The organism is Sphingomonas sp. GW821-FHT02B09, from assembly GCF_059421875.1.
Genome location: NZ_JBWKVV010000001.1, coordinates 793,046 through 817,035, shown reverse-complemented (window position 1 = coordinate 817,035; position 23,990 = coordinate 793,046). Strand labels below are relative to the sequence as shown.

At 67.9% G+C, this 23,990-nt stretch carries 27 protein-coding genes and 1 other RNA gene; 21 read left to right on the top strand and 7 right to left on the bottom strand.

Annotated elements, in window-relative coordinates:
* Positions 1-54: 54 nt before the first annotated feature.
* Genes AC07U4_RS03730 through AC07U4_RS03720 form a run of 3 tightly spaced genes read left to right on the top strand, consistent with a single transcriptional unit; the run spans position 55 to position 2,800 of the window.
* Positions 55-1,134 (top strand): PA0069 family radical SAM protein, encoded by a 1,080-nt coding sequence (locus AC07U4_RS03730; RefSeq protein ID WP_495194477.1) that lies wholly within the window; start codon positions 55-57, stop codon positions 1,132-1,134.
* A gap of 47 nt (positions 1,135-1,181) precedes the next feature.
* Positions 1,182-2,600 (top strand): hypothetical protein, encoded by a 1,419-nt coding sequence (locus AC07U4_RS03725; protein WP_495194476.1) that lies wholly within the window; start codon positions 1,182-1,184, stop codon positions 2,598-2,600.
* Positions 2,601-2,650: 50 nt separating this feature from the next.
* Complete coding sequence (locus AC07U4_RS03720) at positions 2,651-2,800, top strand: hypothetical protein (RefSeq protein WP_495194475.1); 150 nt, start codon at positions 2,651-2,653, stop codon at positions 2,798-2,800.
* Positions 2,801-2,847: 47 nt separating this feature from the next.
* Here the strand turns inward: AC07U4_RS03720 and AC07U4_RS03715 are convergent, their stop codons facing one another.
* A complete protein-coding gene (locus tag AC07U4_RS03715; RefSeq protein ID WP_495194474.1) occupies positions 2,848-3,345 on the bottom strand; it encodes a monooxygenase family protein in 498 nt (165 codons plus the stop codon).
* A 104-nt stretch (positions 3,346-3,449) separates the two neighbouring features.
* Here AC07U4_RS03715 and AC07U4_RS03710 point away from each other — a divergent pair, with 104 nt between their 5' ends.
* On the top strand, positions 3,450-3,977 hold the full coding sequence (locus AC07U4_RS03710; protein ID WP_495194473.1) for a TetR/AcrR family transcriptional regulator: 528 nt from the start codon (positions 3,450-3,452) through the stop codon (positions 3,975-3,977).
* A gap of 35 nt (positions 3,978-4,012) precedes the next feature.
* Here the strand turns inward: AC07U4_RS03710 and AC07U4_RS03705 are convergent, their stop codons facing one another.
* Entirely contained in the window at positions 4,013-5,233 is a 1,221-nt protein-coding gene (locus AC07U4_RS03705; protein ID WP_495194472.1) for an NADP-dependent isocitrate dehydrogenase, read from the bottom strand.
* Between the two features lie 146 nt (positions 5,234-5,379).
* Here AC07U4_RS03705 and AC07U4_RS03700 point away from each other — a divergent pair, with 146 nt between their 5' ends.
* The gene (locus tag AC07U4_RS03700) at positions 5,380-6,111 is read left to right on the top strand and encodes a phosphatidylserine decarboxylase (protein WP_137898661.1); all 732 of its coding nucleotides are present in this window, start codon (positions 5,380-5,382) and stop codon (positions 6,109-6,111) included.
* An 11-nt stretch (positions 6,112-6,122) separates the two neighbouring features.
* Entirely contained in the window at positions 6,123-6,959 is an 837-nt protein-coding gene (locus AC07U4_RS03695; protein ID WP_052075505.1) for a CDP-alcohol phosphatidyltransferase family protein, read from the top strand.
* Here the strand turns inward: AC07U4_RS03695 and AC07U4_RS03690 are convergent.
* A complete protein-coding gene (locus tag AC07U4_RS03690) occupies positions 6,898-7,134 on the bottom strand; it encodes a hypothetical protein (protein ID WP_081974326.1) in 237 nt (78 codons plus the stop codon). The two genes, AC07U4_RS03695 and AC07U4_RS03690, sit on opposite strands and share 62 nt — an antisense overlap.
* A gap of 336 nt (positions 7,135-7,470) precedes the next feature.
* Between AC07U4_RS03690 and rpsB the strand changes: the two genes are divergently transcribed.
* The 14 genes from rpsB to ffs all read left to right on the top strand — a co-directional run bounded on the left by rpsB (position 7,471) and on the right by ffs (position 19,767).
* Positions 7,471-8,304 carry a 30S ribosomal protein S2 gene (rpsB, locus tag AC07U4_RS03685; RefSeq protein WP_322849520.1) on the top strand — a complete coding sequence of 278 codons (834 nt, stop codon included), beginning with the start codon at positions 7,471-7,473 and terminating at the stop codon, positions 8,302-8,304.
* Positions 8,305-8,389: 85 nt separating this feature from the next.
* On the top strand, positions 8,390-9,325 hold the full coding sequence (gene tsf, locus AC07U4_RS03680; protein ID WP_038659892.1) for a translation elongation factor Ts: 936 nt from the start codon (positions 8,390-8,392) through the stop codon (positions 9,323-9,325).
* 207 nt (positions 9,326-9,532) lie between these two features.
* Complete coding sequence (pyrH, locus tag AC07U4_RS03675) at positions 9,533-10,264, top strand: UMP kinase (RefSeq protein WP_038659889.1); 732 nt, start codon at positions 9,533-9,535, stop codon at positions 10,262-10,264.
* 3 nt (positions 10,265-10,267) lie between these two features.
* Positions 10,268-10,825: a ribosome recycling factor gene (frr, locus tag AC07U4_RS03670; RefSeq protein ID WP_038659886.1), complete on the top strand. Its 558-nt coding sequence runs from the start codon at positions 10,268-10,270 to the stop codon at positions 10,823-10,825.
* Complete coding sequence (locus AC07U4_RS03665) at positions 10,822-11,571, top strand: isoprenyl transferase (RefSeq protein WP_495180072.1); 750 nt, start codon at positions 10,822-10,824, stop codon at positions 11,569-11,571. The genes frr and AC07U4_RS03665 overlap by 4 nt, the downstream gene beginning before the upstream one ends.
* Positions 11,568-12,359 carry a phosphatidate cytidylyltransferase gene (locus tag AC07U4_RS03660; RefSeq protein ID WP_495194471.1) on the top strand — a complete coding sequence of 264 codons (792 nt, stop codon included), beginning with the start codon at positions 11,568-11,570 and terminating at the stop codon, positions 12,357-12,359. The genes AC07U4_RS03665 and AC07U4_RS03660 overlap by 4 nt, the downstream gene beginning before the upstream one ends.
* 1 nt (position 12,360) lies before the next feature.
* Positions 12,361-13,536 (top strand): 1-deoxy-D-xylulose-5-phosphate reductoisomerase, encoded by a 1,176-nt coding sequence (locus AC07U4_RS03655; RefSeq protein ID WP_038659881.1) that lies wholly within the window; start codon positions 12,361-12,363, stop codon positions 13,534-13,536.
* A 13-nt stretch (positions 13,537-13,549) separates the two neighbouring features.
* Positions 13,550-14,683 carry an RIP metalloprotease RseP gene (gene rseP, locus AC07U4_RS03650; protein ID WP_495194470.1) on the top strand — a complete coding sequence of 378 codons (1,134 nt, stop codon included), beginning with the start codon at positions 13,550-13,552 and terminating at the stop codon, positions 14,681-14,683.
* Positions 14,684-14,763: 80 nt separating this feature from the next.
* Positions 14,764-17,604 carry an outer membrane protein assembly factor BamA gene (bamA, locus tag AC07U4_RS03645; RefSeq protein WP_495194469.1) on the top strand — a complete coding sequence of 947 codons (2,841 nt, stop codon included), beginning with the start codon at positions 14,764-14,766 and terminating at the stop codon, positions 17,602-17,604.
* Complete coding sequence (locus tag AC07U4_RS03640; RefSeq protein ID WP_038659872.1) at positions 17,604-18,341, top strand: OmpH family outer membrane protein; 738 nt, start codon at positions 17,604-17,606, stop codon at positions 18,339-18,341. Before bamA ends, AC07U4_RS03640 begins: the two co-directional genes overlap by 1 nt.
* 46 nt (positions 18,342-18,387) lie before the next feature.
* Positions 18,388-18,837 carry a 3-hydroxyacyl-ACP dehydratase FabZ gene (gene fabZ / locus AC07U4_RS03635; protein WP_038659868.1) on the top strand — a complete coding sequence of 150 codons (450 nt, stop codon included), beginning with the start codon at positions 18,388-18,390 and terminating at the stop codon, positions 18,835-18,837.
* A 184-nt stretch (positions 18,838-19,021) separates the two neighbouring features.
* Positions 19,022-19,255 (top strand): 50S ribosomal protein L31, encoded by a 234-nt coding sequence (gene rpmE / locus AC07U4_RS03630; protein WP_037535430.1) that lies wholly within the window; start codon positions 19,022-19,024, stop codon positions 19,253-19,255.
* A gap of 47 nt (positions 19,256-19,302) precedes the next feature.
* The gene (locus AC07U4_RS03625; protein ID WP_038659864.1) at positions 19,303-19,623 is read left to right on the top strand and encodes a PilZ domain-containing protein; all 321 of its coding nucleotides are present in this window, start codon (positions 19,303-19,305) and stop codon (positions 19,621-19,623) included.
* A gap of 46 nt (positions 19,624-19,669) precedes the next feature.
* Positions 19,670-19,767, top strand: an RNA gene (gene ffs, locus AC07U4_RS03620) — signal recognition particle sRNA small type.
* Between the two features lie 10 nt (positions 19,768-19,777).
* On the opposite strand, the gene AC07U4_RS03615 is transcribed toward ffs, so the two are convergent.
* The 3 genes from AC07U4_RS03615 to AC07U4_RS03605 all read right to left on the bottom strand — a co-directional run bounded on the left by AC07U4_RS03615 (position 19,778) and on the right by AC07U4_RS03605 (position 21,972).
* Positions 19,778-20,461 (bottom strand): 2OG-Fe(II) oxygenase, encoded by a 684-nt coding sequence (locus AC07U4_RS03615; RefSeq protein WP_495194468.1) that lies wholly within the window; start codon positions 20,459-20,461, stop codon positions 19,778-19,780.
* Between the two features lie 64 nt (positions 20,462-20,525).
* The gene (locus AC07U4_RS03610; protein WP_495194467.1) at positions 20,526-21,308 is read right to left on the bottom strand and encodes an RcnB family protein; all 783 of its coding nucleotides are present in this window, start codon (positions 21,306-21,308) and stop codon (positions 20,526-20,528) included.
* Positions 21,309-21,399: 91 nt separating this feature from the next.
* Positions 21,400-21,972 (bottom strand): (2Fe-2S)-binding protein, encoded by a 573-nt coding sequence (locus AC07U4_RS03605; protein ID WP_495194466.1) that lies wholly within the window; start codon positions 21,970-21,972, stop codon positions 21,400-21,402.
* Between the two features lie 75 nt (positions 21,973-22,047).
* On the opposite strand from AC07U4_RS03605, the gene AC07U4_RS03600 reads away from it, so the two are divergent.
* Positions 22,048-22,848, top strand: coding sequence for a DODA-type extradiol aromatic ring-opening family dioxygenase (locus tag AC07U4_RS03600; protein WP_495194465.1), 801 nt, complete (start codon positions 22,048-22,050; stop codon positions 22,846-22,848).
* Here AC07U4_RS03600 and AC07U4_RS03595 read toward each other — a convergent pair.
* Positions 22,833-23,972: a CaiB/BaiF CoA transferase family protein gene (locus tag AC07U4_RS03595; RefSeq protein ID WP_495194464.1), complete on the bottom strand. Its 1,140-nt coding sequence runs from the start codon at positions 23,970-23,972 to the stop codon at positions 22,833-22,835. The genes AC07U4_RS03600 and AC07U4_RS03595 overlap by 16 nt on opposite strands.
* Between the last annotated feature and the right edge of the window lie 18 nt (positions 23,973-23,990).

Genomic DNA, 23,990 nt, shown 5'->3' with positions numbered 1-23,990 from the left:
CATATCTCCCATCATGTTCTTGATATGTTCTAGTCAGCTGCCTACCATCGCGCAATGGCCAAGCCGCTCGTCAAACGCGCCGTTCGCGGTGCCACGGTCAACACCGGGAGCCGCCGCTTTAACCTGCCCGAGCGCGAGGCGGATGGCGACTGGCTCGATGCGCAGGGCGAGATCGATGGCGCGCCCGCACCGTTGCGGACCAGCGTCACCGTCGAAACCCCGCGCACGATCATCACCCGCAACAGCTCGCCCGACGTCTTCTTCGATCGCTCGATCAACCCGTATCGCGGCTGCGAACACGGCTGCATCTATTGCTTCGCCCGGCCGACGCATGCCTATCACGATCTCTCGCCCGGTCTCGATTTCGAATCGCGGCTGTTCGCCAAGCCGCAGGCCGCCGAGCTGCTCCGCGCCGAATTGCGCAAGCCCGGCTATGTCGTCGCGCCGATCGCGCTCGGCACAAATACCGATCCCTATCAGCCGATCGAGCGCGACTGGCGGATCACCCGCGGCGTCATTGAGGTGCTCGCCGAGACGCGCCATCCGCTCACGATCACCACCAAGTCCGATCGGGTGACGCGCGATATCGACCTGCTTTCGGCGATGGCGGCCGAGGGGCTGGCCGGCGTCGCGATGTCGATCACCTCGCTCGACCCGACGATCGCCGCGACGATCGAGCCACGCGCGCCGCATCCCGAACGGCGACTGCGCGCGGTGCGGATGCTCGCCGATGCCGGCGTGCCCGTCTATGTCTCGATCGCGCCGGTGATCCCGTCGATCACCGACCATGAACTCGAGCATCTCGTCGAACGCGCCGCGGAGGCGGGGGCGAAATCCTGTTTCTTCATCCCCGTCCGCCTGCCGCACGAGGTCGCGCCGCTGTTCCGGGCGTGGCTCGACGCACATTTCCCCGATCGTGCCGGCAAGGTGATGGCCATCATCCAGTCGCTGCGCGGCGGTCGCGACAACGATCCCGATTTCTTTACGCGCATGCAGGGCGCCGGCCCCTGGGCCGAGCTGATGCGCACCCGCTTCCGTATCGCCTGCCGCAAGCACGGCCTCGGCAATCGCGGCGCGCCGCTGCGCACCGACCTGTTCCGCCCGCCCGCCGGGCCGCAGGGCGAGCTGTTCTGACCGCGTTAGCGCGCCGCTAACCCTCTTTGCGCCATGACGCATGGCGCATGACGCAACGGCTTTCCTGGCTGATCCTGATCCTCGTCGCAGTGGCGTTGCGCCTGCCCGATATCGGCAACCCGCTGATCGACGTCGACGAACAGATGTACCTGCTCGTCGGGCAGCGGATGTGGGAGGGGGCGATCCCCTATGTCGACATCTGGGACCGCAAGCCGATCGGCCTGTTCCTGATCGCAGCGGCGGCACGGGGCCTGCCCGGCGATCCCGTCGTCGCCTATCATCTGCTCGCGCTCGCCGCCGCAGCGGCCACCGCCGGCCTGATCGCGACGATGGCACGAGGCCATGCCGGCGCCGCCGGTGCGCTGGTGGCGGGCCTGCTCTATCTCGTCTGGCTGGAACTGCTCGGCGGCCGCGGCGGCCAGTCGCCGGTCTTCTACGATCTCGCCATCGTCGCGGCGGCGCTGCTGACCCGCGACACGATCGCCGGTCGCCGCCGCGCCGCGATCCCGGCGATGCTGCTCGCCGGGCTGGCGTTGCAGATCAAGCCGACCGCCGTCTTCGAAGGCTGTTTCTTCGGCGTCGCGCTGCTCGGCGCTACATGGCACCGCCATCGCAACCCGGCACGGCTCGCCGCTGCGGCAGCGCTCTATGCCGCCAGCGCGCTGCTCCCGACGATCGCCGCTGCCGCCGCTTATGCCGGCATGGGGCACGGCGGCGCCTGGTGGTTCGCTACGATCGAATCGATCTTCCTGCGACAGGCGACCCCCGGCGATCCGATCGCGGCACGGCTGGCCGGCGTCGCCGTCGTCCTGCTCGTCCCCGCCGGGCTTGCGATCCGCGGGCTGATCGTGCGCCCCGATCGATTCCTGACCGGTTGGCTCGCCGTCGCGGTGGTCGGCTGGCTGCTCGTCCCGCCCTATTTCAACCATTACGCGCTGCCGCTGCTCGTGCCGATCGCGATCTGCGCCGCCGCCGCGCTCGACCGCCGCGCGATGCGGGCGCTCGCCGCCGTCGCGGGGGGCGCATTGCTGCTGTTCAGCGGCTATCCGCATCGCGGCGAGACCGCCGACATGCGCCAGCGCGTCGCCACGCTCGCCCGGGTCATCGATCGGATGCGCGGGCAGGGCTGTCTGTTCCTCGTCCAGGCCCCCCCGGCGCTCTACGACGCGACGGAGAGCTGCCTGCCGACGCGCTATCCATTTCCGTTCCACCTCGTCGAGGCAAGCGAGGCGCGCGCGATCGGCATCGACCCGACACAGGAGGTCGCCCGCATCCTCGCCGCCCGCCCGCCGGTGATCGCGGTCGGCGACATCCCCCGCAACCGCCGGCGGCCCGGCGTGATCCTCGTCCACCGCGTGCTCGCGCGTCATTATCGCGCCGTCGCGCGCGAGCTCGGCGTGACCGTCTATCGTCGCCTGCCGGCCGCCGCGCCGCCGGCGAGACCCGGAAACACGCACGGAACGTAGCGGCCGACCGTCGGTTGGTCCTCCACCTCCGCGCTGCAGAAGGACTGACGATGACCGACCCCGACCGCACCGACGACCAGGACAAGAACGACCACAATATCGATCCGCTCGCCCCGACGGAAAATACCGACACCGAGGAATCGGGTGCCGGCTACGGCAACCACGGCGAGGGCCAGGGCGGTGTCAACGACAACGGCTGATCGTCCTCCACCGTCGTCCCGGTACCTGCCGGGATGACGGACGGGGATCAGGCCGCCCCGTCCCGCCGTTCGCGCGCATCCGCCATCAACCGGTCGCGGCTCGACAGGAACGGTCCCTCCGGCCGCCGCGCCGGTGCGAAGGCGCCGAGCCCCACGGGAGCGTCGATCGCGACATAGATCGCCTCGATCCCGCCCTTGGCGCTATAGGCCTCGTGCCAGAAGCCGCAGCCGTGGCGATCGTTCAGGAAGTCCCGCCACCAGCCGCTATGCGGCGCCGATCGGGTGAAGCGGCCGAGGCTGTCGAGATCGCGCCAATAATGGCGGATGCCGACGTGGTTCCACGCGAACATCATGCCGTCATTGCCCAACAAGCCGTCGGGCGGCGTACGGCCGATGGTGGCGAGGCCGCGACCGATCCGCATCAGCGCGGGCAATCCGCGCAGGCTGCCGACCCGGAAGCCGAGCAACACCATCACCAGATCGGGATAGTCCGACAGATCCACCGTCGCGCGGGCCGTGGCGGCGCGCCCATCCATTTGCATCATCCCACTCCTTTGTTTACACCGTAAGCTAACATCAAATGCTTACAGTGTAAACACGCCGGATGACGTCGACTCCCTCTTTGCGCCAGTCGCTTGTCGAGCACGCGATGCGTCTGCTCGATGCGGGCGATCACGACCCCTCGCTCCGCGCCGTCGCGCGCGCCGCAGGGGTATCGGCGATGGCGCCCTATCGCCATTTTCCCGACAAGACAGCACTGCTCGGCGCGGTCGCGGCGGAAGGCTTTGCGATGCTGCACGGCCGGCTCGTCGTCGCCGACGCGCAGGGGAACGCCATCGCCCCCGAACAGGCGCTGGTCGAACAGGGGCTGGCCTATGTCGCCTTCGCGCAGGCGCATCCCGCGCTGTTCCGGCTGATGTTCACCGATGCGATCGCCACCGCCGCGCACGTCAGCCCGGATCACGCCGTCGAGGGCGATGCCTATGGCATACTGGCCGCGCGCGTCGCGACGCTCTGTCCCGGTACCGCGGCGACCGCGACGATGGCGGCCTGGGCGCTGGTCCACGGCTTCGCGACGCTCGCGCTCGACCGCCGCCTGCCGCCCGACCCGGAGGCCGCCCGCGCAGCGCTCGCCTTGTTCGTCGCCGGCCTTACGAAAAAGGGCCCGGAAGCCTAAGCCTCCGAGCCCCCGATCGTCTCAGGCGAAGCGGATCAGCCCCAGTTCGCCATCTTCTGCTCGAGGTTGGCGCGCACCGCCTCGAAGAACTGCTCGGTGGTCATCCACGGCTGGTGCGGCCCGATCAGGATCGCGAGATCCTTGGTCATCTGGCCGTTTTCCACGCACTCGATGCAGCAGCGCTCCAGCGTCTCGGCGAACTTGGTCACCTCGGGGGTGCCGTCGAACTTGCCGCGATACTTCATGCCGCCGGTCCAGGCGAAGATCGACGCGATCGGGTTGGTGCTGGTCGCCTTGCCCTGCTCGTGCTGGCGATAGTGGCGCGTGACGGTGCCGTGCGCGGCCTCCGCCTCGACCGTCTTGCCGTCCGGCGTCAGCAGCACCGAGGTCATCAGGCCGAGCGACCCGAAGCCCTGCGCGACCTGGTCCGACTGGACGTCGCCGTCGTAGTTCTTGCAGGCCCAGACGAACTCGCCGTTCCACTTCAGCGCCGAGGCGACCATGTCGTCGATCAGGCGATGCTCGTAGACGATGCCCGCTTCCTTGAACTTGTCCTTGAACTCGGTCTCGAACACCTCGGCGAACAGGTCCTTGAAACGGCCGTCATAGGCCTTGAGGATCGTGTTCTTGGTGCTGAGATACACCGGCCACTTGAGGTTGAGGCCGTAATGCATCGACGCGCGCGCGAAATCGCGGATCGAATCGTCGAGGTTGTACATCGCCATCGCGACGCCCGAGCTCGGGAAATCAAAGACTTCGCGGTCGATCGTCTGGCCGTCGACGCCCTCGAACACGAGGCGCAGCTTGCCGGGGCCGGGGACGAGAAAGTCGGTCGCGCGATACTGGTCGCCGAAGGCGTGACGGCCGACGACGATCGGATGCGTCCAGCCCGGGATCAGGCGGGGGACGTTCTTGATCACGATCGGCTCGCGGAAGATCGTGCCGCCGAGGATGTTGCGGATCGTGCCGTTGGGCGACTTCCACATCTTCTTGAGGCCGAATTCCTCGACGCGCTGTTCGTCGGGGGTGATCGTCGCGCACTTGACCGCGACACCGTGCTTCTGCGTCGCCTTGGCGGCGTCGACCGTCACCCGGTCTTCGGTCGCGTCGCGATTCTCGATGCCGAGATCGTAATAGTCGAGCTCGATGTCGAGATACGGCTTGATCAGGCGCTCGCGGATCCATTCCCAGATGATCCGCGTCATCTCGTCGCCGTCGATCTCGACGATCGGGTTCTTCACCTGAATCTTGGCCATATGCGCTTCCTGCGAGAGGGGATTTGCGCCGTCGTCTAGGCACAAGCGGGCAGGGGATCAACCATCTCGGGCGGATTGGCCGCGCGGTGAACGTCGTCGCCGGCAAACGTTGTGTTGCATGAACGACACGGTTACACCCCGTGGTTATGCCATCGCTCGAAAAGCCACCGACCAGCCCGCTGCCGACGACCACGGTGAAGTGGCGCTTCCCTTCGGTCCACCCCGAAGGCCATAAATACGCCGCCATCGCGCTTGGGCTCACGCTGATCGCGACGATCGTCACCAAGGTGCTGTTCTGGCCGCTGCTCGCCGTCGTCGTCTGGGTGCTGACCTTCTTCCGCGATCCGATCCGGACCACGCCGGTCGGCGACGGCCTCGTCATCGCCCCCGCCGACGGGCTCGTCACGATGATCCAGCGGGTGGCGGTGCCGCGCGAATTGGTCGGCGAACTGGGCGAGGTGCCGTTGACGCGGGTGTCGATCTTCATGTCGGTGTTCGACGTGCACATCAACCGGACGCCGATCGCGGGTACGATCCGCCAGGTCGTCTATATCAGCGGCAAGTTCCTCAACGCCGATCTCGACAAGGCGTCCGACGAGAACGAGCGCCAGCATATCGTTGTCGAGGGGCGGGATGGCCGCCGCATCGGCTTCACCCAGATCGCCGGGCTGGTCGCGCGCCGCATCGTGCCCTTCGTCAAGCCGGGCGACATGGTCGCGACCGGCCAGCGGATCGGCCTGATCCGCTTCGGCAGCCGCGTCGACGTCTTCCTTCCGGACGACATCATCCCGCAGGTGACGCTCGGCCAGCGCACGATCGCCGGCGAGACGGTGGTCGGCCGTATCGGCGGCATGGCCGTCACCGGCATCGCACAATGATCGGCAAGTAAATGGAACCGCGCGACTCCACCCCCGATCCCGCCCGCCGCCTGCCGCGTCGCCTGCCCCGCCGTCCGCGCGGGCTGCCGCTGCGCGCCGTCGCCCCCAATGCCGTCACCGCGCTCGCGCTCTGCTCGGGCCTCAGCGGCGTGCGCTTCGCGATCGGCGGCGAATGGCAGAGTGCGGTGACGATGATCATGATCGCCGGCGTGCTCGACGGGCTCGACGGGCGCATCGCCCGCATGCTCCACGGCGAGAGCCGCTTCGGCGCCGAACTCGATTCGCTGTCCGATGCGATCTCGTTCGGCGTCGCACCGGCGCTCATCATGTATCTCTGGTCGCTCGCCGCGCTGCCGCGGCTCGGCTGGATCAGCGCGCTGATCCTCGCGGTCTTCTGCGCGCTTCGCCTCGCGCGGTTCAACGCGGCGATCGACGCCGACGATCAGCCGCACAAATCGGCGGGCTTCCTCACCGGTGTGCCGGCACCAGCCGGGGCGGGTCTCGCGATGCTGCCGCTCTATTTCTGGTTCTGGACCGATCAGCCGATCTTCGCCAACCCGTATCTCGTCGCGCTCTGGGTGGCGTTCATCGCGCTGCTGATGGTGTCGAGCGTCGCCACCTTCTCGTGGGGCTCGCTGCGCCTGCGCCGGACGATCCGGTTCGAGGCGATCGCCGGCGTCGTCCTGCTCGGCGCGGCGCTCGTCTCGGCGCCATGGCATACGCTGAGCGCGATCTGTGTCGGTTACCTGATCACGATCCCGTTCAGCGTCGCCAGTTATGCTAAGATCAGGCGGCAGCGCGCAGGCGGCGAACGCCAGCGGGAACCGGAGCCGACGCCCAGCGCCTGACGGCGATGCGGCGTTCGGCCGAGGCGAGCTGCGACAGCGGAGCGAAGGCGGGCTCGACGTTGCCGGCGGCGAGGCGGACGATACGCTGCCACTGGGGCGCGACCGTCGCGGCGATCACGCCCGCGGCAACCGCGAACGCACCGGCAAAAACGAGAACACTGACGACTGCAACCATCGAACCGACTCCCTGGCAGGCGAGCGAGCAGCCTGTGGATAACTCGCTTAACCATTGTTTAATCAGTGAGTTCCGCGCTGGGTCCATTTTCGCCGATTTCGCTTCGCCGCAGCGCCGCTAAACTGGGTTAGACTCACCGTGTCCACTGTCTGGACGCTTTATGTTCCACCTACGTTCTACCTGTCAAGCGGGTTGGAACGACTTGCGTTCTGCGTCCGCTGCGGCTAATGGCGCAGCCCTCTAACCCCGCATGGGAAGCATCATAGCCCGGTGCGTGCGGCCGCAAGGCCCGCGTCATCCGCTTCCCAGAGGCATTAACCGGAAAGGACTCATCCTATGGCGGCTCCCGTCGTCACCATGCAGCAGCTCATCGAGACCGGCGCGCACTTCGGCCACCAGACCCACCGCTGGAACCCGAAGATGAAGCCCTACATCTTCGGCGACCGTAACGGCGTCCATATCCTCGACCTGTCGCAGACCGTTCCCCTCTTCGCCCGCGCGCTCGAGTTCGTCTCGTCGTCGGTCGCCGGCGGCGGCAAGGTTCTGTTCGTCGGCACCAAGCGCCAGGCGCAGGACGCCGTCGCCGATGCGGCGCGTCGTTCGGGCCAGCATTTCGTCAACCACCGCTGGCTGGGCGGCATGCTCACCAACTGGAAGACGATCAGCAACTCGATCAAGCGCTTGAAGACGCTGGAAGAGCAGCTTTCGGGCGACACGCACGGCCTCACCAAGAAGGAAGTGCTCCAGCTCACCCGTGAGAAGGACAAGCTCGAAATGTCGCTCGGCGGCATCCGCGACATGGGCGGCGTGCCCGACGTCATGTTCGTGATCGACGCGAACAAGGAAGAGCTGGCGATCAAGGAAGCCAACACGCTCGGCATCCCGGTCGTCGCGATCCTCGATTCGAACGTCTCGCCCGACGGCATCGCATTCCCGGTGCCGGCGAACGACGACGCCAGCCGCGCCATCCGCCTGTATTGCGAAGCGATCGCCATCGCGGCGACGCGCGGCAACCAGGAGCAGCAGTCGCGCCGCGGCGTCGATCTCGGTGCGCAGGATGTCGCCCCGGTCGAGGAAGCGCTGACCGTCCCGACCCCCGAGCCCGAGCAGCAGGCTGCCGGCACGGTCGAGGGTGCGGGCGCCGAGGCCGAGCGTCAGATCGACGCGTAACCGCCGTCGTCGAACCGTCATGCGGGCGGGGTAGGGCGGCGCCCTGCCTCGCCCGTAAACACATTCAGAACAAGGAATATGCAACATGGCTGATATCACCGCAGCGATGGTCAAGGACCTGCGCGAGAAGAGCGGCGCGGGCATGATGGATTGCAAGAAGGCGCTCAACGAGACCTCGGGCGACATGGACGCCGCGCTGGACTGGCTGCGCACCAAGGGCCTCGCCGCCGCGCAGAAGAAGTCGAGCCGCACCGCCGCCGAAGGTCTCGTCGGCGTCGCCACCGCCGGCACCAAGGGCGCCGCGGTCGAGGTCAATTCGGAAACCGACTTCGTCGCCAAGAACGACCAGTTCCAGCAGTTCGTCCGTGAAGTGACCCAGATCGCGCTCGCCACCGGCGGCGACATCGAGGCGCTGAAGGCCGAGGCGATGCCGTCGGGCACCACCGTCGCCGAAGTGCTGACCAACAACATCGCCACGATCGGCGAGAACCAGTCGCTGCGCCGCGCGCGTCGCCTCGAAGTGTCGCAGGGCGCGGTCGTGTCCTACGTCCACAATCAGGCGTCGCCGGGTCTCGGCAAGATCGGCGTGCTCGTCGCGCTCGAATCGGATGCCTCGGACGAGGTGCTGCAGGGTCTCGGCAAGCAGATCGCGATGCACATCGCCGCGGCCTTCCCGAAGGCGCTCAACGAGGAAGACCTCGACGAGGCCGAGATCGAGCGCGAGCGTGCGATCGCGACCGAGAAGGCCGCCGAATCGGGCAAGCCCGCCGATATCATCGCCAAGATGGTCGAGGGCGGCATCGCCAAGTTCCGCAAGGAGCATGCGCTGGTCAGCCAGCTGTTCGTCATGGACGGCAAGACCAAGATCAGCGACGTCGTCGCCAAGGCGGCCAAGGACGCCGGCGCGTCGATCGTGCTGAAGGACTATGTCCGCTTCCAGCTCGGCGAGGGCATCGAGAAGGAAACGTCCGACTTCGCCGCCGAAGTCGCCGCCGCCTCGGGCGTCGCGCAGAAGGCCTGATCCGGCCGGCGCGCTGCGGCGCGCCATGGCATCCAGCGAAGGGCGTCGCGCATCCCGCGCGGCGCCCTTTGTCGTTGCCATGACCGTCGGGCGGATCGGCATCCTGCACCGGCGCACATAACCCCGGATCCGATCAGGCGAAGGTTGCCCCGGCGCGCGCGTCGGCCTAAGGTCCGACCCGCTTTCTCCCACCAGCGATAGGAACTTATGACGTTCGCGCCGCGCTTCAAACGCATCTTGTTGAAACTGTCCGGCGAAGTGCTGATGGGCGAGGGCGGTGGCCTGTCCATCGATCCCGCCGTGACCGCGCGCGTCGCCGAGGAGATCGCCGACGTCAAGGCGCAGGGCTATGAGCTCTGCATCGTCGTCGGCGGTGGCAACATCTTCCGCGGCATCTCCGGCGCGGCGCGTGGCATGGAACGCGCGACCGGCGATTATATGGGGATGCTCGCCACGGTCATGAACGCCCTCGCGGTGCAGAATGCGCTTGAGCAGATCGGCGTCGAAACGCGCGTCCAGTCGGCGATCCCGATGGCGTCGGTGTGCGAGCCGTTCATTCGCCGCCGCGCCGAACGCCACCTCGAAAAGGGGCGCGTGGTGATCTTCGCCGCGGGCGTCGGCAGCCCGTTCTTCACCACCGATTCCGGTGCCGCGCTGCGCGCCGCCGAGATGAAGTGCGATGCCTTGTTCAAGGGCACTTCGGTCGACGGCGTCTACGATGCCGATCCCAAGAAGGTGCCGACCGCGACGCGCTATGCCACGGTCAGCTATTCGAAGGTGCTGTCCGACGACCTCAAGGTCATGGACGCCAGCGCGATCGCGCTGTGCCGCGACAACAACATTCCGATCGTCGTCTTCAACATCCGCGAACACGGCAATTTCGCCGCGGTTCTCAACGGTGATGGCATCTCGACGGTCGTCCAGAACGAACAGGAGTAGACCATGGCAGCCTATGACAAGGCCGATCTCGAGCGCCGGATGGCCGGCGCCGTCGAGGCGCTCAAGCACGACCTCAACGGCCTGCGCACCGGCCGCGCCTCCACCGCCCTGCTCGATCCGGTGACGGTCGAGGTCTATGGCAGCCACATGCCGCTGGTGCAGGTCGCCACCGTCTCGGTACCCGAGCCGCGCATGCTGTCGGTGCAGGTGTGGGACAAGTCGAACGTCGGCCCGGTCGAGAAGGCGATCCGCTCCGCCGGCCTCGGCCTCAATCCGATCAACGACGGCCAGACGCTGCGCCTGCCGATCCCCGATCTCACCGAGGATCGCCGCAAGGAACTCGCCAAGCTCGCCGGCAAATATGCCGAGGGCGCGCGGATCGCGGTCCGCAACGTGCGGCGCGACGGCATGGACGCGTTGAAGACCGACGAGAAGAAGGGCGTCATCAGCGAGGACGAGCGCAAGCGCCACGAGACCGAGGTGCAGAAGCTCACCGACGCGACGGTCGCCGAGCTCGATGCGGCGGCGGCGGCGAAGGAAAAGGAAATCCTCGGAAAGTGAGTCCGATCGCGGCCTCGGTTGCGTCGCTGGCGGCGGTCCCGGACACGGGGCCGGTGCCGCGTCACGTCGCGATCATCATGGACGGCAACGGCCGCTGGGCGAAGGCGCGGCATCTGCCGCGCGTCGCCGGTCACAGGGCCGGGGTCGAGGCGGTGCGCCGCGTCACGCGCGCCGCGCGCGCGATGGGCGTCGAGGCGCTGACGCTCTACGCTTTCTCCAGCGAGAACTGGCGCCGTCCCGAGGATGAGGTCGGCGCGCTGATGGGGTTGCTGCGGCTGTTCATCCGCAGCGATCTCGCCGAGCTGGTCGCCGAGAACGTGCGGCTGCGCATCATCGGCGACTATCGCCGCTTCGCACCCGATCTGGTCGCGCTGGTCGACGATGCGATGGCCAAGACCGCCGCCAACACCGGTCCGATCCTGGTGATCGCGCTCAACTACGGCTCGCAGGCCGAACTGGTCGCCGCCACCCGCCGGCTCGCCGCACGCGCCGCCGCGGGCGAGATCGACGCGGCCGCGATCACCGCCGAGCATATCGAGGCGGAGCTCGACACCGCCGACCTGCCGCCGCTCGACCTCGTGATCCGTTCGTCGGGCGAGCAGCGGCTGTCCAATTTCCTGCTATGGCAGGCGGCCTATGCCGAGCTGCTGTTCGTCGACACGCTCTGGCCCGATTTCACCGCCGACACGCTCGGCGACGCCATCGCCGCCTTCGGGCAGCGCCAGCGGCGCTACGGCGGCCTGTGAGCGACGCGCCCGCCGGCAAGCGCCCCTCGGAGCTTGCGACCCGTACGCTTACCGGTCTGGCCCTGATCGCGCTCGCGCTGGTCGCGCTGGCACTCGGCGGCTTCGTCTTCTGGCTGCTTGCCGTCACCCTCGGCGTCTTCATGATGGCGGAGTGGAGCGACCTCCACGGCGCCGATTCGAAGACCAAGCGGCTCGGCCAATATGTCCTGTCGGTGCCGCTTGCGATCATGTGTCCGCTTGCCGCCGGCCCTGATTTCTTCGCGCTCGGGCTGCTGGTCGGCGCCTTCTTCTTCCTGACGATCATCAGCCGTCGCCCGCAACTGGGCGCCGGCGTGCTCTATTGCGGCCTGCCGATCTACGCGCTGCTGCTGATCCGCCACGAACCCGATGGCCTGCGCAACGCTTTATGGGCGCTGAGCCTCGTCTGGGCGACCGACATCGGTGCCTATTTCGCCGGGCGCAGCATCGGCGGCCCCAAGCTCGCGCCGCGGGTCAGTCCCAACAAGACCTGGGCCGGCCTGATCGGCGGCATCGTGCTGGCGACGGTCGTCGCCGCGGTGATGGGCCAGGTCTACCTTCTCCCGTTGCGCTTCGTGATCGCGACGCCGCTGCTCGCGATCCTCGCGCAGGCCGGCGACCTCTACGAGAGCCACCTCAAGCGCCGCGCCGGCGTCAAGGATTCGGGCAGCGTCATCCCCGGCCACGGCGGCTTCCTCGACCGTCTCGACGGCGTCGTCCCGGTTATGCCGGTCGCGGCGCTGCTCGTCGTCGTGCCGCTCGCCTTCTGATATGAAAACCGTCTCCATCCTCGGTGCGACCGGCTCGGTCGGCACCTCCACGCTCGATCTCGTCGAGCGCGAACCCGACCGTTTCAGGGTCCGCGCGCTCACCGCGAACGGCGACGTCGGCAAGCTCGCCGCCGCCGCGCGCCGCACCGGGGCGGAGCTCGCGGTGGTCGCCGACGAATCCTGCCTGCCTGCTTTGCGCGACGCGCTCGCCGGCACGGTCACGCAGGTCGCCGCGGGGCGGCAGGCAATCTGCGACGCCGCGGCGGGCGCCGACTGGACGATGGGCGCGATCGTCGGTTGTGCCGGGCTCGAACCCGTCATGGCGGCGATCCGCCACGGCGGCACGGTGGTGCTCGCCAACAAGGAGCCTTTGGTGTCGGCGGGCGAGGTGATCCTCGCCGCCGCGGCGCGCTCGGGGGCGACGCTGCTGCCCGCGGACAGCGAACATAACGCCATCTACCAATGTTTCGACTTCGCCCGGCCCGAGGGGGTGCGACGCATCATCCTCACCGCCAGCGGCGGCCCGTTCCGCGACTGGTCGCGCGAGCAGATGGCGGACGTCACCGTCGAACAGGCGGTCGCGCATCCCAATTGGTCGATGGGCGCCAAGATCAGCATCGACAGCGCGACGATGATGAACAAGGGCCTCGAGCTGATCGAGGCGGCGCGGCTGTTCCCGGTGCCGCACGAACGGATCGAGGTGGTGATGCACCGCCAGTCGGTGATCCATTCGATGGTCGATTACGTCGACGGCTCGATGCTCGCGCAGCTCGGCCCCTCCGACATGCGCGTGCCGATCGCGCATACGCTCGCCTGGCCCGAGCGGATGGCGACGCCGATGGCGCCGCTCGACCTCGTCGCGATCGGCCGGCTCGACTTCGAGGCGTGCGATCCCGTCCGCTTCCCGGCGATCAAGCTGGCGCGCGACGCGCTGGAGGCGGGTGGCGCGCGTCCCGCCATCCTCAACGCCGCCAACGAGATCGCCGTCGCCGCGTTTCTCGACCGGCGTATCGGCTTCCTCGAAATTGCCGCAATCGTCGCCGATACGCTGGATCATTACGATCCGCCGGCTCCGGAAACGCTGGAGGCGGTCCTCGCCATCGACGGCGAGGCGCGACGAATGGCGGACGAGCGTATTCGGGACCATGCTAAGGGGCGTGTAAGGGTTCGCGCGTGAAGGATTGCCTAGCTTGATCCAGTCTACCGGCGTTCTGATGGCCGTACTCGCGTTCCTCTGCGCGATCGGCCCGCTCGTCTTCATCCACGAGATGGGCCATTATCTCGCCGGCCGGCTGTTCGGCGTGAAGGCGGAGGCCTTTTCCATCGGCTTCGGGCGCGAGATCGCGGGGATCACCGATTCGCGCGGCACCCGCTGGAAGTTCGGCTGGCTGCCGCTCGGCGGCTATGTCCGCTTCGCCGGCGACATGAACCCGGCGAGCCAGCCCGACGCCGCGTGGCTGGCGCTCCCCGCTGCCGAACGTGCGCTGACCTTCCAGGCAAAGCCCCTGTGGCAGCGCGCGATCATCGTCGCCGCCGGGCCGGCGATCAACCTGATCCTCGCGGTGCTGATCCTCGCCGGCTTCGCGCATCATTACGGCGTCGACCGTACCCCGGCGGTGGTCGGCACGGTGATCGCCGGCGCGCCCGGCGCGAAGGCGGGCCTGCAACCGGGGGATCGCATCCTGTCGATCGACGGCCGCGCCATCCAGACCTTCACCGACGTCGCGCGCTATGCGCTGATCCGGCCGGGCGAGCAGGTGACGTTGCGCGTCGTGCGCGGCGGCACGACGTTCGACCGCCCGCTCGCGATCGGCGTCGTTCACCAGCGCGACCGCTTCGGCAACGAATATCGCATCGGGCGGATCGGCATCGGCAGCGGCGATCCGGTGCTCGCGCCGGTCGGCCTCGCCGAGGCGCCGGCGGCGGGCGTGCGGATGACCGTCGACATCATCTCGGGCACGCTCGAAACGCTCGGCCAGATCATCAGCGGCCGCCGCTCGATCGACGAACTCGGCGGCCCGATCCGCATCGCCAAGATCTCGGGCGAGCAGATGGCGCTCGGCGTGTCGGCGTTCGTCTGGCTGGTGGCGATGCTGTCGATCAATCTGGGGTTCATCAATCTGCTGCCAGTACCGATGCTCGATGGCGGACACCTCTTCTTCTATGCGATCGAGGCGATCCGCCGCCGGCCCCTCGAACCCAGGGTGCAGGAATGGGCATTCCGTGGTGGACTCGCCGCGGTATTGGCGCTGATGCTGATCGTGACCTTCAACGATTTGAGTGCAGTCGGTCTGTGGCAGCGGCTGGCCGGCTTGATCGGCTGACCGGCTTGGGGCAGGGCAGGCGCCTGCGTCCCGGCGGATATTGGTATCCTGACGTATTTGGGGTGGGTTGAGTGACAGCGATGAAGAGTACCAAGTTCGCGCCGGTGAGCGCCGCGTTGCTGGCCGGCACGATGCTGTCGGGCATGCCGGCGATGGCGCAGACCGCGCCCGAACCGGCGGCGCAGCAGCCCGCCGCGCCAGCCGCCGACTCGCCCGCCGCGACACCGACGCCGGCTCCGGCGCCCACCCGCGCATCCGCCACCGGGCGCACGCCGGCCCGCGCCGCCCGCACGCCCGCCGCCCCGGCCGCCCCGGCGACGGCGCAGGCTGCGACTCCGGCCGTGGCACGCACGATCAAGACGCTGCGCGTCGAGGGTTCGCAGCGCATCGAGCCCGAGACGGTGCTGTCCTATACCAAGCTGCGCGTCGGCATCCCTTATACCGCCGAGACGCTCGATCAGGCGTTGAAGGATCTGCAGGCGTCGGACCTGTTCGTCGACTTCTCGATCTCGGGCGTCGAGACCGGCGACATCGTGCTGCGCATCCGCGAGAATCCGATCATCAACCGCGTGATCCTCGAGGGCAACAAGGCGCTCAAGAGCGACAAGATCACCAAGGAGATCAAGCTCGCGCCGCGGCAGATCTTCACCCGCACCGCGGTCCGCCAGGACGTGTCGCGGATCATCGAACTGTATCGCCGCCAGGGCCGTTTCGCCGCGGTGATCAGCCCGAAGATGGTCAGCCTCGACCAGAATCGCGTCGACGTGGTGTTCGAGATCACCGAGGGGCCGAAGTCCAAGGTCCGCCAGATCAACATCATCGGCAACGAGATCTTCAACGACGGCAAACTGCGCGGCGAGATGGTCACCAAGGAATCGCGCTGGTTCCGCCTGCTCTCGTCCAACACCTCCTACGATCAGGATCGCCTGAATTACGACCAGCAGAAGCTGCGGCAATTCTATCTGACCGAAGGCTATGCCGATTTCCGCGTCACCTCGGCGGTCGCCGAGCTGACCCCGGACAAGCGCGACTTCATCATCACTTATGTGGTCGAAGAGGGTAAGCGCTACAAATTCGGCGACGTCACCGTCGACAGCGAGATCCGCGACTTCGACAACAAGAAGCTGGCGGCGTCGCTGCCGGTCAAGAAGGGCGACTGGTACAACGCCAAGCTGGTCGAGACGTCGATCGACCAGTTGAGCGAGGCAGCCGGCCTGTTCGGCTACGCCTTCACCGACGTGCAGCCCGATTATGCGCGCGACGCCGACACGCTGACGATGGGGCTGAACTTCCACATCGCGCAGGCGCAGCGCACCTATGTCGAGCGGATCGACATCAACGGCAACACGCAGACGCAGGACAAGGTCGTCCGTCGCGAGATCCGTCTCGCCGAGGGCGATGCGTTCAACAGCTTCCAGGTCAAGCGCTCGCAGGATCGCATCAACTCGCTGGGCTTCTTCCAGGACAAGATGGAGATCAAGCAGACCCCCGGCTCGACCCCCGATCGCATCATCCTCGACACCACGCTCGAAGAGAAGAGCACCGGTGAGCTCCAGCTCTCGGTCGGCTATTCCAGCCTCGAACGCTTCATCATCCAGGCCAACATCACGCAGAACAACTTCCGCGGCAAGGGTCAGGTGCTGCGTGCCGGTGTCAATTACTCGACCTATTCGAAGTCGGTCGAGCTGGGCTTCACCGAGCCCTATCTTTTCGACAAGAACGTCGCGGTCGGCGTCGACGTGTTCCGCCGCGACTATAATTCGTTCAACTATATTGGCACGCAGCGCCAGACGACCTATTCGCAGGTGTCGACCGGCTTCCAGGTCCGCATGGGCGTGCCGCTGACCGAATATTGGTCGCTCGCCGGCCGCTACGGCCTGTCCTACGACGAGGTCGGGCTCGACCAGTCGACCTATTTCACCGACGGCGCCTGCGACCCGCTCAAGGCCGGCCGCTATCTCTGCGAGGCGATCGGCAACCGCTGGACCTCGTCGGTCGGCTATTCGCTGATCTACGACAGCCTCAACAGCCGCCTGCGCCCGACCGCGGGTCAGCGGCTCAGCTTCAGCCAGGATTTCGCCGGTCTCGGTGGCGACGTGAAGTACATCCGCACCCGGCTCGAAGGCTCGAAGTTCGTCAACGTCGGCTCGGGCTTCATCGGCTCGCTGGTCGGCGAGGCGGGCTATATCAAGTCGCTCGAAGGCAGTCGCGGCGAGGGCGTCGACCGCATCCGCATCACCGATCGCTTCTATCTCGGCGAACCGCAGTTCCGCGGCTTCGACATCCGCGGCGTCGGTCCGCGCGTCCAGCGCCAGCAATATACGGTCGATACGACGACGGGTAAGCAGATCCTCGTCACCGACCGCGACCAGCTCGTCGACGACGCGCTCGGCGGTCGTGCTTACTATCTCGCCCGCGCCGAGCTGGAGATCCCCTTGGGCGCCGGTGCGCGCGAACTCGGCCTGCGTCCGTCGATCTACGTCCAGGCGGGCAGCCTGTTCGGGCTGACCCGACCGCTGCCGACCGCGAACTTCCCGACGATCACCGACGCCGCAGGCAACGTCACCGTACTGCCGATCCAGCGCCTGCTGCTCGATTCGTCGGGGCGGCAGCTGTATCAGGTGCCGACCGGTGCCGCGACCGGCGCCACCGATTTCACGACCTGCGCGATCGGCTATTCGGCGACGCTCGGCGGCGTCTGCTCGGGCAGTTCGACCAACGCGATTGCCTATCAGTCGCCGATTTCGCCGTTCAAGGAAACCTATTACGCCAGCAGTGCGACGCCGCGCGTCAGCATCGGCGTCGGCGTCAACTGGACTTCGCCATTTGGTCCGTTGCGGATCGACCTTGCCAAGGCGCTCGTCACGCAGAAGGGTGACGATCCCAAGCTTATTACCTTCAACGTGGGGACTCAGTTCTAATGAAGACGATCACCAAGACCTCGCTGGCGGCACTCGCCGGCGCCTCGATCGCGCTGGCGGCCGGCGCCGCGACCGCGCAGACGGCCGGTATCGCCACGGCGCAGGCCGATGCGGCGATCTTCAGCGCCAAGGCGTTCGACGCTGCCAATCAGCAGATCTCGACCACCTACAAGACCCAGCTCGATCAGGCCGCTGCTGCGCAGACCGCGCTGAACACGCAGCTGCGCACGCTGCTCGACACCAACAAGGACGGCCAGGTCAGCCAGGCCGAAGCCGCCGCCGCCGAGGCGCAGAACAGCGCGATCGGCAACCAGGTCCGTGCCGCGCAGCAGAAGGCGCAGCCGAACATCGAATCGCTGCAGGGTCCGGCGATCAAGGCGCAGGCCTATGCGCTCGAGCAGATCACCGCCAAATACGATCCGGCGCTGCGCGCCGTCGTCGCCGCGAAGAAGATCACCGTAGTGCTCGCGCCCAATGCGATCCAGTACGCGCCGCCGGCGACCGACGTGACCCGCGACATCATCGCCGAGCTCGACCGTTCGACGCCGACCGTCTCGATCACCCCGCCGGCGAACTGGCAGCCGCAGCAGCAGACCGTCGAGCTGCTGCAGCAATATCGCCAGCTCGTCTATGCGAACGCCGCCCGTCGTCAGCAGGCCGGTGCGCCCGCTCCCGCCGCCGGCACCCCGGCACCGGCCGCCGGCGCCGCGCCGCGCGCCACGCCGCAGGGCCGCTAAGGCTGCACGGGTGAGCGACGACGCACCCCAGCAGCAGGGCACGGCCATGGGGCCGCTCGATATCGGGCGGGTCATGGCGGCCCTGCCGCATCGCTACCCGATGCTGCTGGTCGACCGGGTCGAGGAGATCATCCTCGACCGGTCGATCGCGGCGATCAAGGCGGTGACGATCAACGAAGGCTTCTTCCAGGGGCATTTTCCCGGTCGGCCGATCATGCCGGGCGTGCTGATCGTCGAGGCGCTGGCGCAGGCCGCCGGCATCCTCGCGGTCGAGAGTCTCGGCCTCGCCGGCTCGGGCAAGCTCGTCTATTTCATGGCGATCGACGGTGCCAAGTTCCGCAAGCCGGTCGAACCGGGCGTGCTGTTGCGGCTGGAAGCGACCTTCGTCCAGAAGCGCAGCTCGGTGTGCAAGTTCGCCGGCGTCGCGAAGATCGACGGCCAGGTCGTCGCCGAAGCCAATTTCACCGCGATGATCGCCGATCCGCCCAAGGCCTGAGCAGCGGACCGGCCCCCTCCGTTTGCCCTGAGCCTGTCGAAGGGCAGGTGAGACCCACCTGTGCTGCGACAGGCTCAGCACGAACGGGGAAGGCATCACATTTTGACAATCCCGCGGCGCTCCTCTACGGGCGCCGCTTCCCTTCCAGGCTGGTCGGAACCAGCCGCATCCGGAGCATTGTGACGTGAAGAAAGATACCCATCCCGACTACCACATGATCAAGGTCCAGATGACCGACGGTACCGTGTTCGAGACCCGCTCCACCTGGGGCAAGGAAGGCGACACGATGCAGCTCGACATCGATCCGCTGGCGCATCCGGCGTGGACCGGTGGTCGCGGCACGATGCTCGACGCCGGCGGCCAGGTCGCCCGCTTCAACAAGCGCTTCGGCGGCGGTCTCACGCTCCGCAAGAGCTGATCCGCGCGTTAACGCGAACATAACCATGGTCTAGATAGACCGTGGCTATGTTCGCGGCAGAGTTCGAACCTGCACTGACCTACGGCCGGCGTCGCGCCTCGCGCACGCCGGTTTCGTTCGATGGCGATATCGGCAAGGCCAACCGCGCCTTGTGCAAGGTCGTCGACATCTCGATCCACGGCGCACGCCTCCAGACCTATTGTCCGCTGACCCGCCACAGCATGATCTGGCTGACGCTGCCCGGCGAAGCGCCGATCGCCGCCGAGGTCCGCTGGGCCGAGGATTTCGCGGCCGGCTGCCGCTTCAAACAGGCGCTCGATCTCGACGTGTTCGAAAAGCTCGTCGCATTGAATCGGGCAGGGCGTTGATCCAACTCACCACTTGATCCCGCGGCCCGACGTCGCCATAGGCTTGCGCGGGAGTCGGGCGGACGTGGTCGTCGCCAACCCGGTCAGGTCCGGAAGGAAGCAGCCGCAACGATTTCGCCGCGGGTCGTCCCGGCTCCCACCCTATAGCATCGGGTCAATTGGATCGCTTGAGCCAGGAACGCTCGCGGAACCACTTGGTGACGATATATTTCGTCCCCTCCACCACCGCCGTCCCCTCGTGCAGCGTCGCCGTATTGGGCGTGCCGTCGGGGTTCATGTTGTTCCAGGCGAGCAGCAGCCCTTGCCGCGGTGCGATCTTGAACCCGGCCTGCGGAAACCAGGTCGCGCCCCCCTCGGCGACGTCGTTGAGATAGATCATCGTGGTCCACGTCCGCTGCCCGCCGGACGCCTGCATCTGCTCCCAATAACTCTCGGTCTCGTGGAAATAGTCGTGATGCGCGCGGAACTGCTGTCCGGCGGCGTAGCGCTGGCCCTGCAGCGTCTCGCCATGGTCGGCGGGCAGGCCGAGCAGCGCCGCGATCGCCTCGTCGATCGGCTGCACCTCGGGCGCATAGCGGTTCATGTCGCAGCTCTCGCTGGTGCGGAAGCCGGGGTCGGCGCGATCCGACAGCAGCGACGATGGCCGGCGATTGGCGTCGATCATCGCGATCAGCGTCGCGCATTGCGCCGCATCGAGGAAATCGAGCTGATAATAGATCTGGATCGCCGGCACCTCGGCCCGGACGACGGCGGGATTGCCGTCGAGCCGCTGCGCGACGCGGGCACCGGCCTGCTGGCGCAGCGGGGAGGGGGCGGGCGCTTTGCGACGGGCGAACATGGCGGGAAAATGCCGTCGCCGCGCCGCAAAGACAACCGTCAAAGCAGGCTAACGCCCCGCCCGATCAATAGAAGATGCCGTACACCGTATCGATCACCAGCCCGCTGCGCAGGTCGACCAGTAGCGCATCGTCATAATAGCGCACCCAGCGATACGGACCATAGGCTTCGGGCAGGCGATAGGCATAGGGATCGCCGATCCAATAGGCGCGGCTGAACAACACCGGCGACAGCGGCACGCCGACCCCGAACCGGCGATAGCCGCGGCCCCAGCCCGACGGCGCGTAATAGCGCGGCAGGCGATAGGCGCCGCGGTTCACCGCGCGATAGCGGTTCCAGTCATACCGGTCGTCGTCGCGCCAGCGCCGGTCCCAGGCGTCGCCCCGCTGCCCCGCGCGCCAGTCGCGCGCCGCGGGGCCGCGATCGTCGAACCGGCGCTCGTCCCAGCCGCGGCCATCGTCGGCGCGGCCGACATTGCCCCAGCCGACGTTGGGGCCGCGATCAGGACGCGGGTCGTCGCGATCCGGCCGCGGCCCGCGATCGGGACGGTCGTCGCGAAAGCCCGGTCCCCCATCGCCGGGGCCGCGCCCCGGACCATCGTCGCGCCGCTCGCGCGGTGGCGGCGGACCACGATCCGGCCCGAAGTCGCCCGGCTGCGGCCGCTCGGCGCGTCCCTGGCCCTGCCATCCGCGATCGCCCGAGGGCTCCGGCCGCTCCCCGGCATCAGGGCGTGGGCCGCGGTCCGGCCCCGGCCCGCGCTGGTCCCAGCCGCCGCGTCCGTCCTGCGCCTGTGCGGCCACCGGCATCAGCATCGATGCCGCCAGCAACGCCTTGATCACGGTCTTCATCCTGTTCGTCCTCAACCCGCCGGCGCACGAGCCGACTCCGATGATGACTCCTTCTAGCGACGACGCGATGTGACGAAGCTGAATTGGATCGTCAGCGTTCCGACAGCTTGTCGCGCGCGGCGTCGGCCGGCGGGGGCACGAGCGCCGGGACGACGCGCGCCGCGTCGGCGGGATCGATACCGGGTCGCGCGCCGGCGGGGATCGTCTCCTCGCCGCGGGCGGCGCGACCGGCACGCTGGATCGCCTCGATCAGCCGCGGATAGATGCCGCAGCGGCACAGGTTGCGGATCGCGCCGCGGATATCGGCCTCGCTGGGATCGGGACTGCGCTTGAGCAGCACCGCGGCGGCCATGAGGATACCGGGGATGCAGAAGCCGCATTGCGGCACGTTTGCGGCGATGAAGGCGAGTTGCAGCGGATGGTTGCGCTCGCGCGACAGGCCCTCGATCGTGGTGACGTAGCTGCCCTCGACCGATCCGATCGCGACCCGGCACGACAGCACCGCGCGCCCGTCGACATCCACCGTGCACGCGCCGCAATCGCCTGTGCCACAGCCATATTTGGTCCCGGTCAGGTTCGATGCGTCGCGCAACGCCCACAGCAGGGGCGTGGCGGGATCGAGCCGGTATTCGACCGGCTGGTTGTTGACCGTGAGGCGCGACATGGCGCCTCTTAGGCGAAACGCCGCGTTTCGATCCAGATGATTGCGGTACGCCCCGCGAGGCACGACCTTGCCGGCATGACGCTTCCGACGCTGTTCGTGCCGCATGGCGGCGGCCCCTGCTTCTTCATGGACCCGGCCGGCGGGCCGCCCGATCCGATGTGGCGGCCGATGCAGGCCTATCTCGCCGGCCTGCTCGCCACGCTGCCGGAGCGGCCGCGCGCAATCCTGATGGTCTCGGGCCATTGGGAGGCGCCGGACCTCACCGTCCATGTCGGCGAGCGACCGTCGTTGCTGTACGACTATTACAACTTTCCCGCGCACACCTACCGCCTGCGCTGGGATGCGCCGGGGGCGCCCGAGGTCGCCCGCCGCGCCGCGACGTTGCTGCGCGGTGCAGGTCATGCGGTCGGCGAGGAGGCGGCGCGCGGCTGGGACCATGGCGTGTTCATCCCGATGATGGTCGCCGATCCCGCCGCCACCATCCCGCTGGCGCAACTGTCGCTGCGCGCCGACCTCGACCCGGCGGCGCATGTCGCGATCGGGCAGGCGCTCGCGCCGCTCCGCGACGATGGCGTGCTGATCGTCGGATCGGGGATGAGCTTCCACAATCTGCGTGCCCGCGGCCCGCAGGTGACGCCGGTCGCCGCCGCATGGGACGCGGCGCTCACCGACGCGGTCACCGATCCCGATTCCGCCCGCCGCGCGGCGCGGGTGATCGACTGGGAAAGCCTGCCGCACGCCCGCTTCGCCCATCCCGAGGCCGAGCATCTGCTGCCGCTGATGGTCGCGCTCGGTGCAGGCGGCGAGGCGGCGGCGGTATGCGACTATCGCGACGTCGTGCTCGGCTGGGCGGTGTCGGCCTATCGCTTCGGCTGAGCCGCATCGGCGCGGTCGCCCGCGCCCAGCCGCGGCGCCGGCCGGTCGGTGGCGAGCGCGGCGTCGGAAAAGCGGATCGGCGTCCGCAGCCCCCGGATCGGCGGCTGGTCAAGCACCATGGCCCGCGCCAGCACCTGCGGATCGGTGAGCGCCTGTTCGACGGTATTGATCGGCCCCGCCGGCACGCCCGCCGCCTCCAGCCCGCCGAGCAGGTCATTGCGCGCGAAGGTCCGCGTCGCGGCGGTGATCTCCGCGAACAGCGGCACCTTATGTTCCAGCCGCAACGCGTTGGTCGCATAGCGCGGATCGTCGGCATTCAGCCCGACGACGGCGCAGAAGCGCCGGAACTGGCCGTCGTTGCCGACCGCGAGGATGAACCAGCCGTCCGCGGTCTCGAACACCGCATAGGGGCAGACGTTGAGATGCGCGTTGCCGACGCGTGCCGGCGTGACGCCGCTGGCGAAGTAATTCGCCGCCTGATTGGCGAGCACCCCGGTCATCGTGTCGAGCAGCGCCATGTCGATCCACTGGCCGCGCCCGGTCCGCTCGCGCATCGCCAGCGCCGCCTGGATCGCGATCACCGCATACAGGCCGGTGGTAATATCGGCCATCGCGACGCCGATTTTCTGCGGCGCACCGTCGGGGTCGCCGGTCAGGTCCATCATCCCGCTCATCCCCTGAACGATGAAATCATAGCCGGCGCGCGGCGCATAGGGGCCGTCCTGCCCGAAGCCGGTGATCGAACAATAGACGAGGCGCGGGTTGAGCGCCGACAGGCTGGCATAATCGAGCCCGTATTTGACTAGCCCACCGACCTTGAAATTCTCGATCAGCACATCGGCGTCGGCGGCGAGGGCGCGGACGCGCTGCTGACCTTCGGCCGTGGTGAAGTCGATGACGTGGCTCGTCTTGCCGCGATTGCAGGCGTGGAAATAGGCGGCGTCGCGCGTGCCGTCGTCATAATCGACGAACGGCGGCCCCCACGTCCGCGTGTCGTCGCCCGCAGGACTCTCGATCTTGGTGACCTCGGCACCGAGATCGGCGAGCACCTGTCCCGCCCACGGGCCGGCGAGGATACGCGCGAGTTCGAGCACCTTGAGCCCGGCCAGCGGGTGGTCAGCCACCGCGCTGCTCCTGCGTCA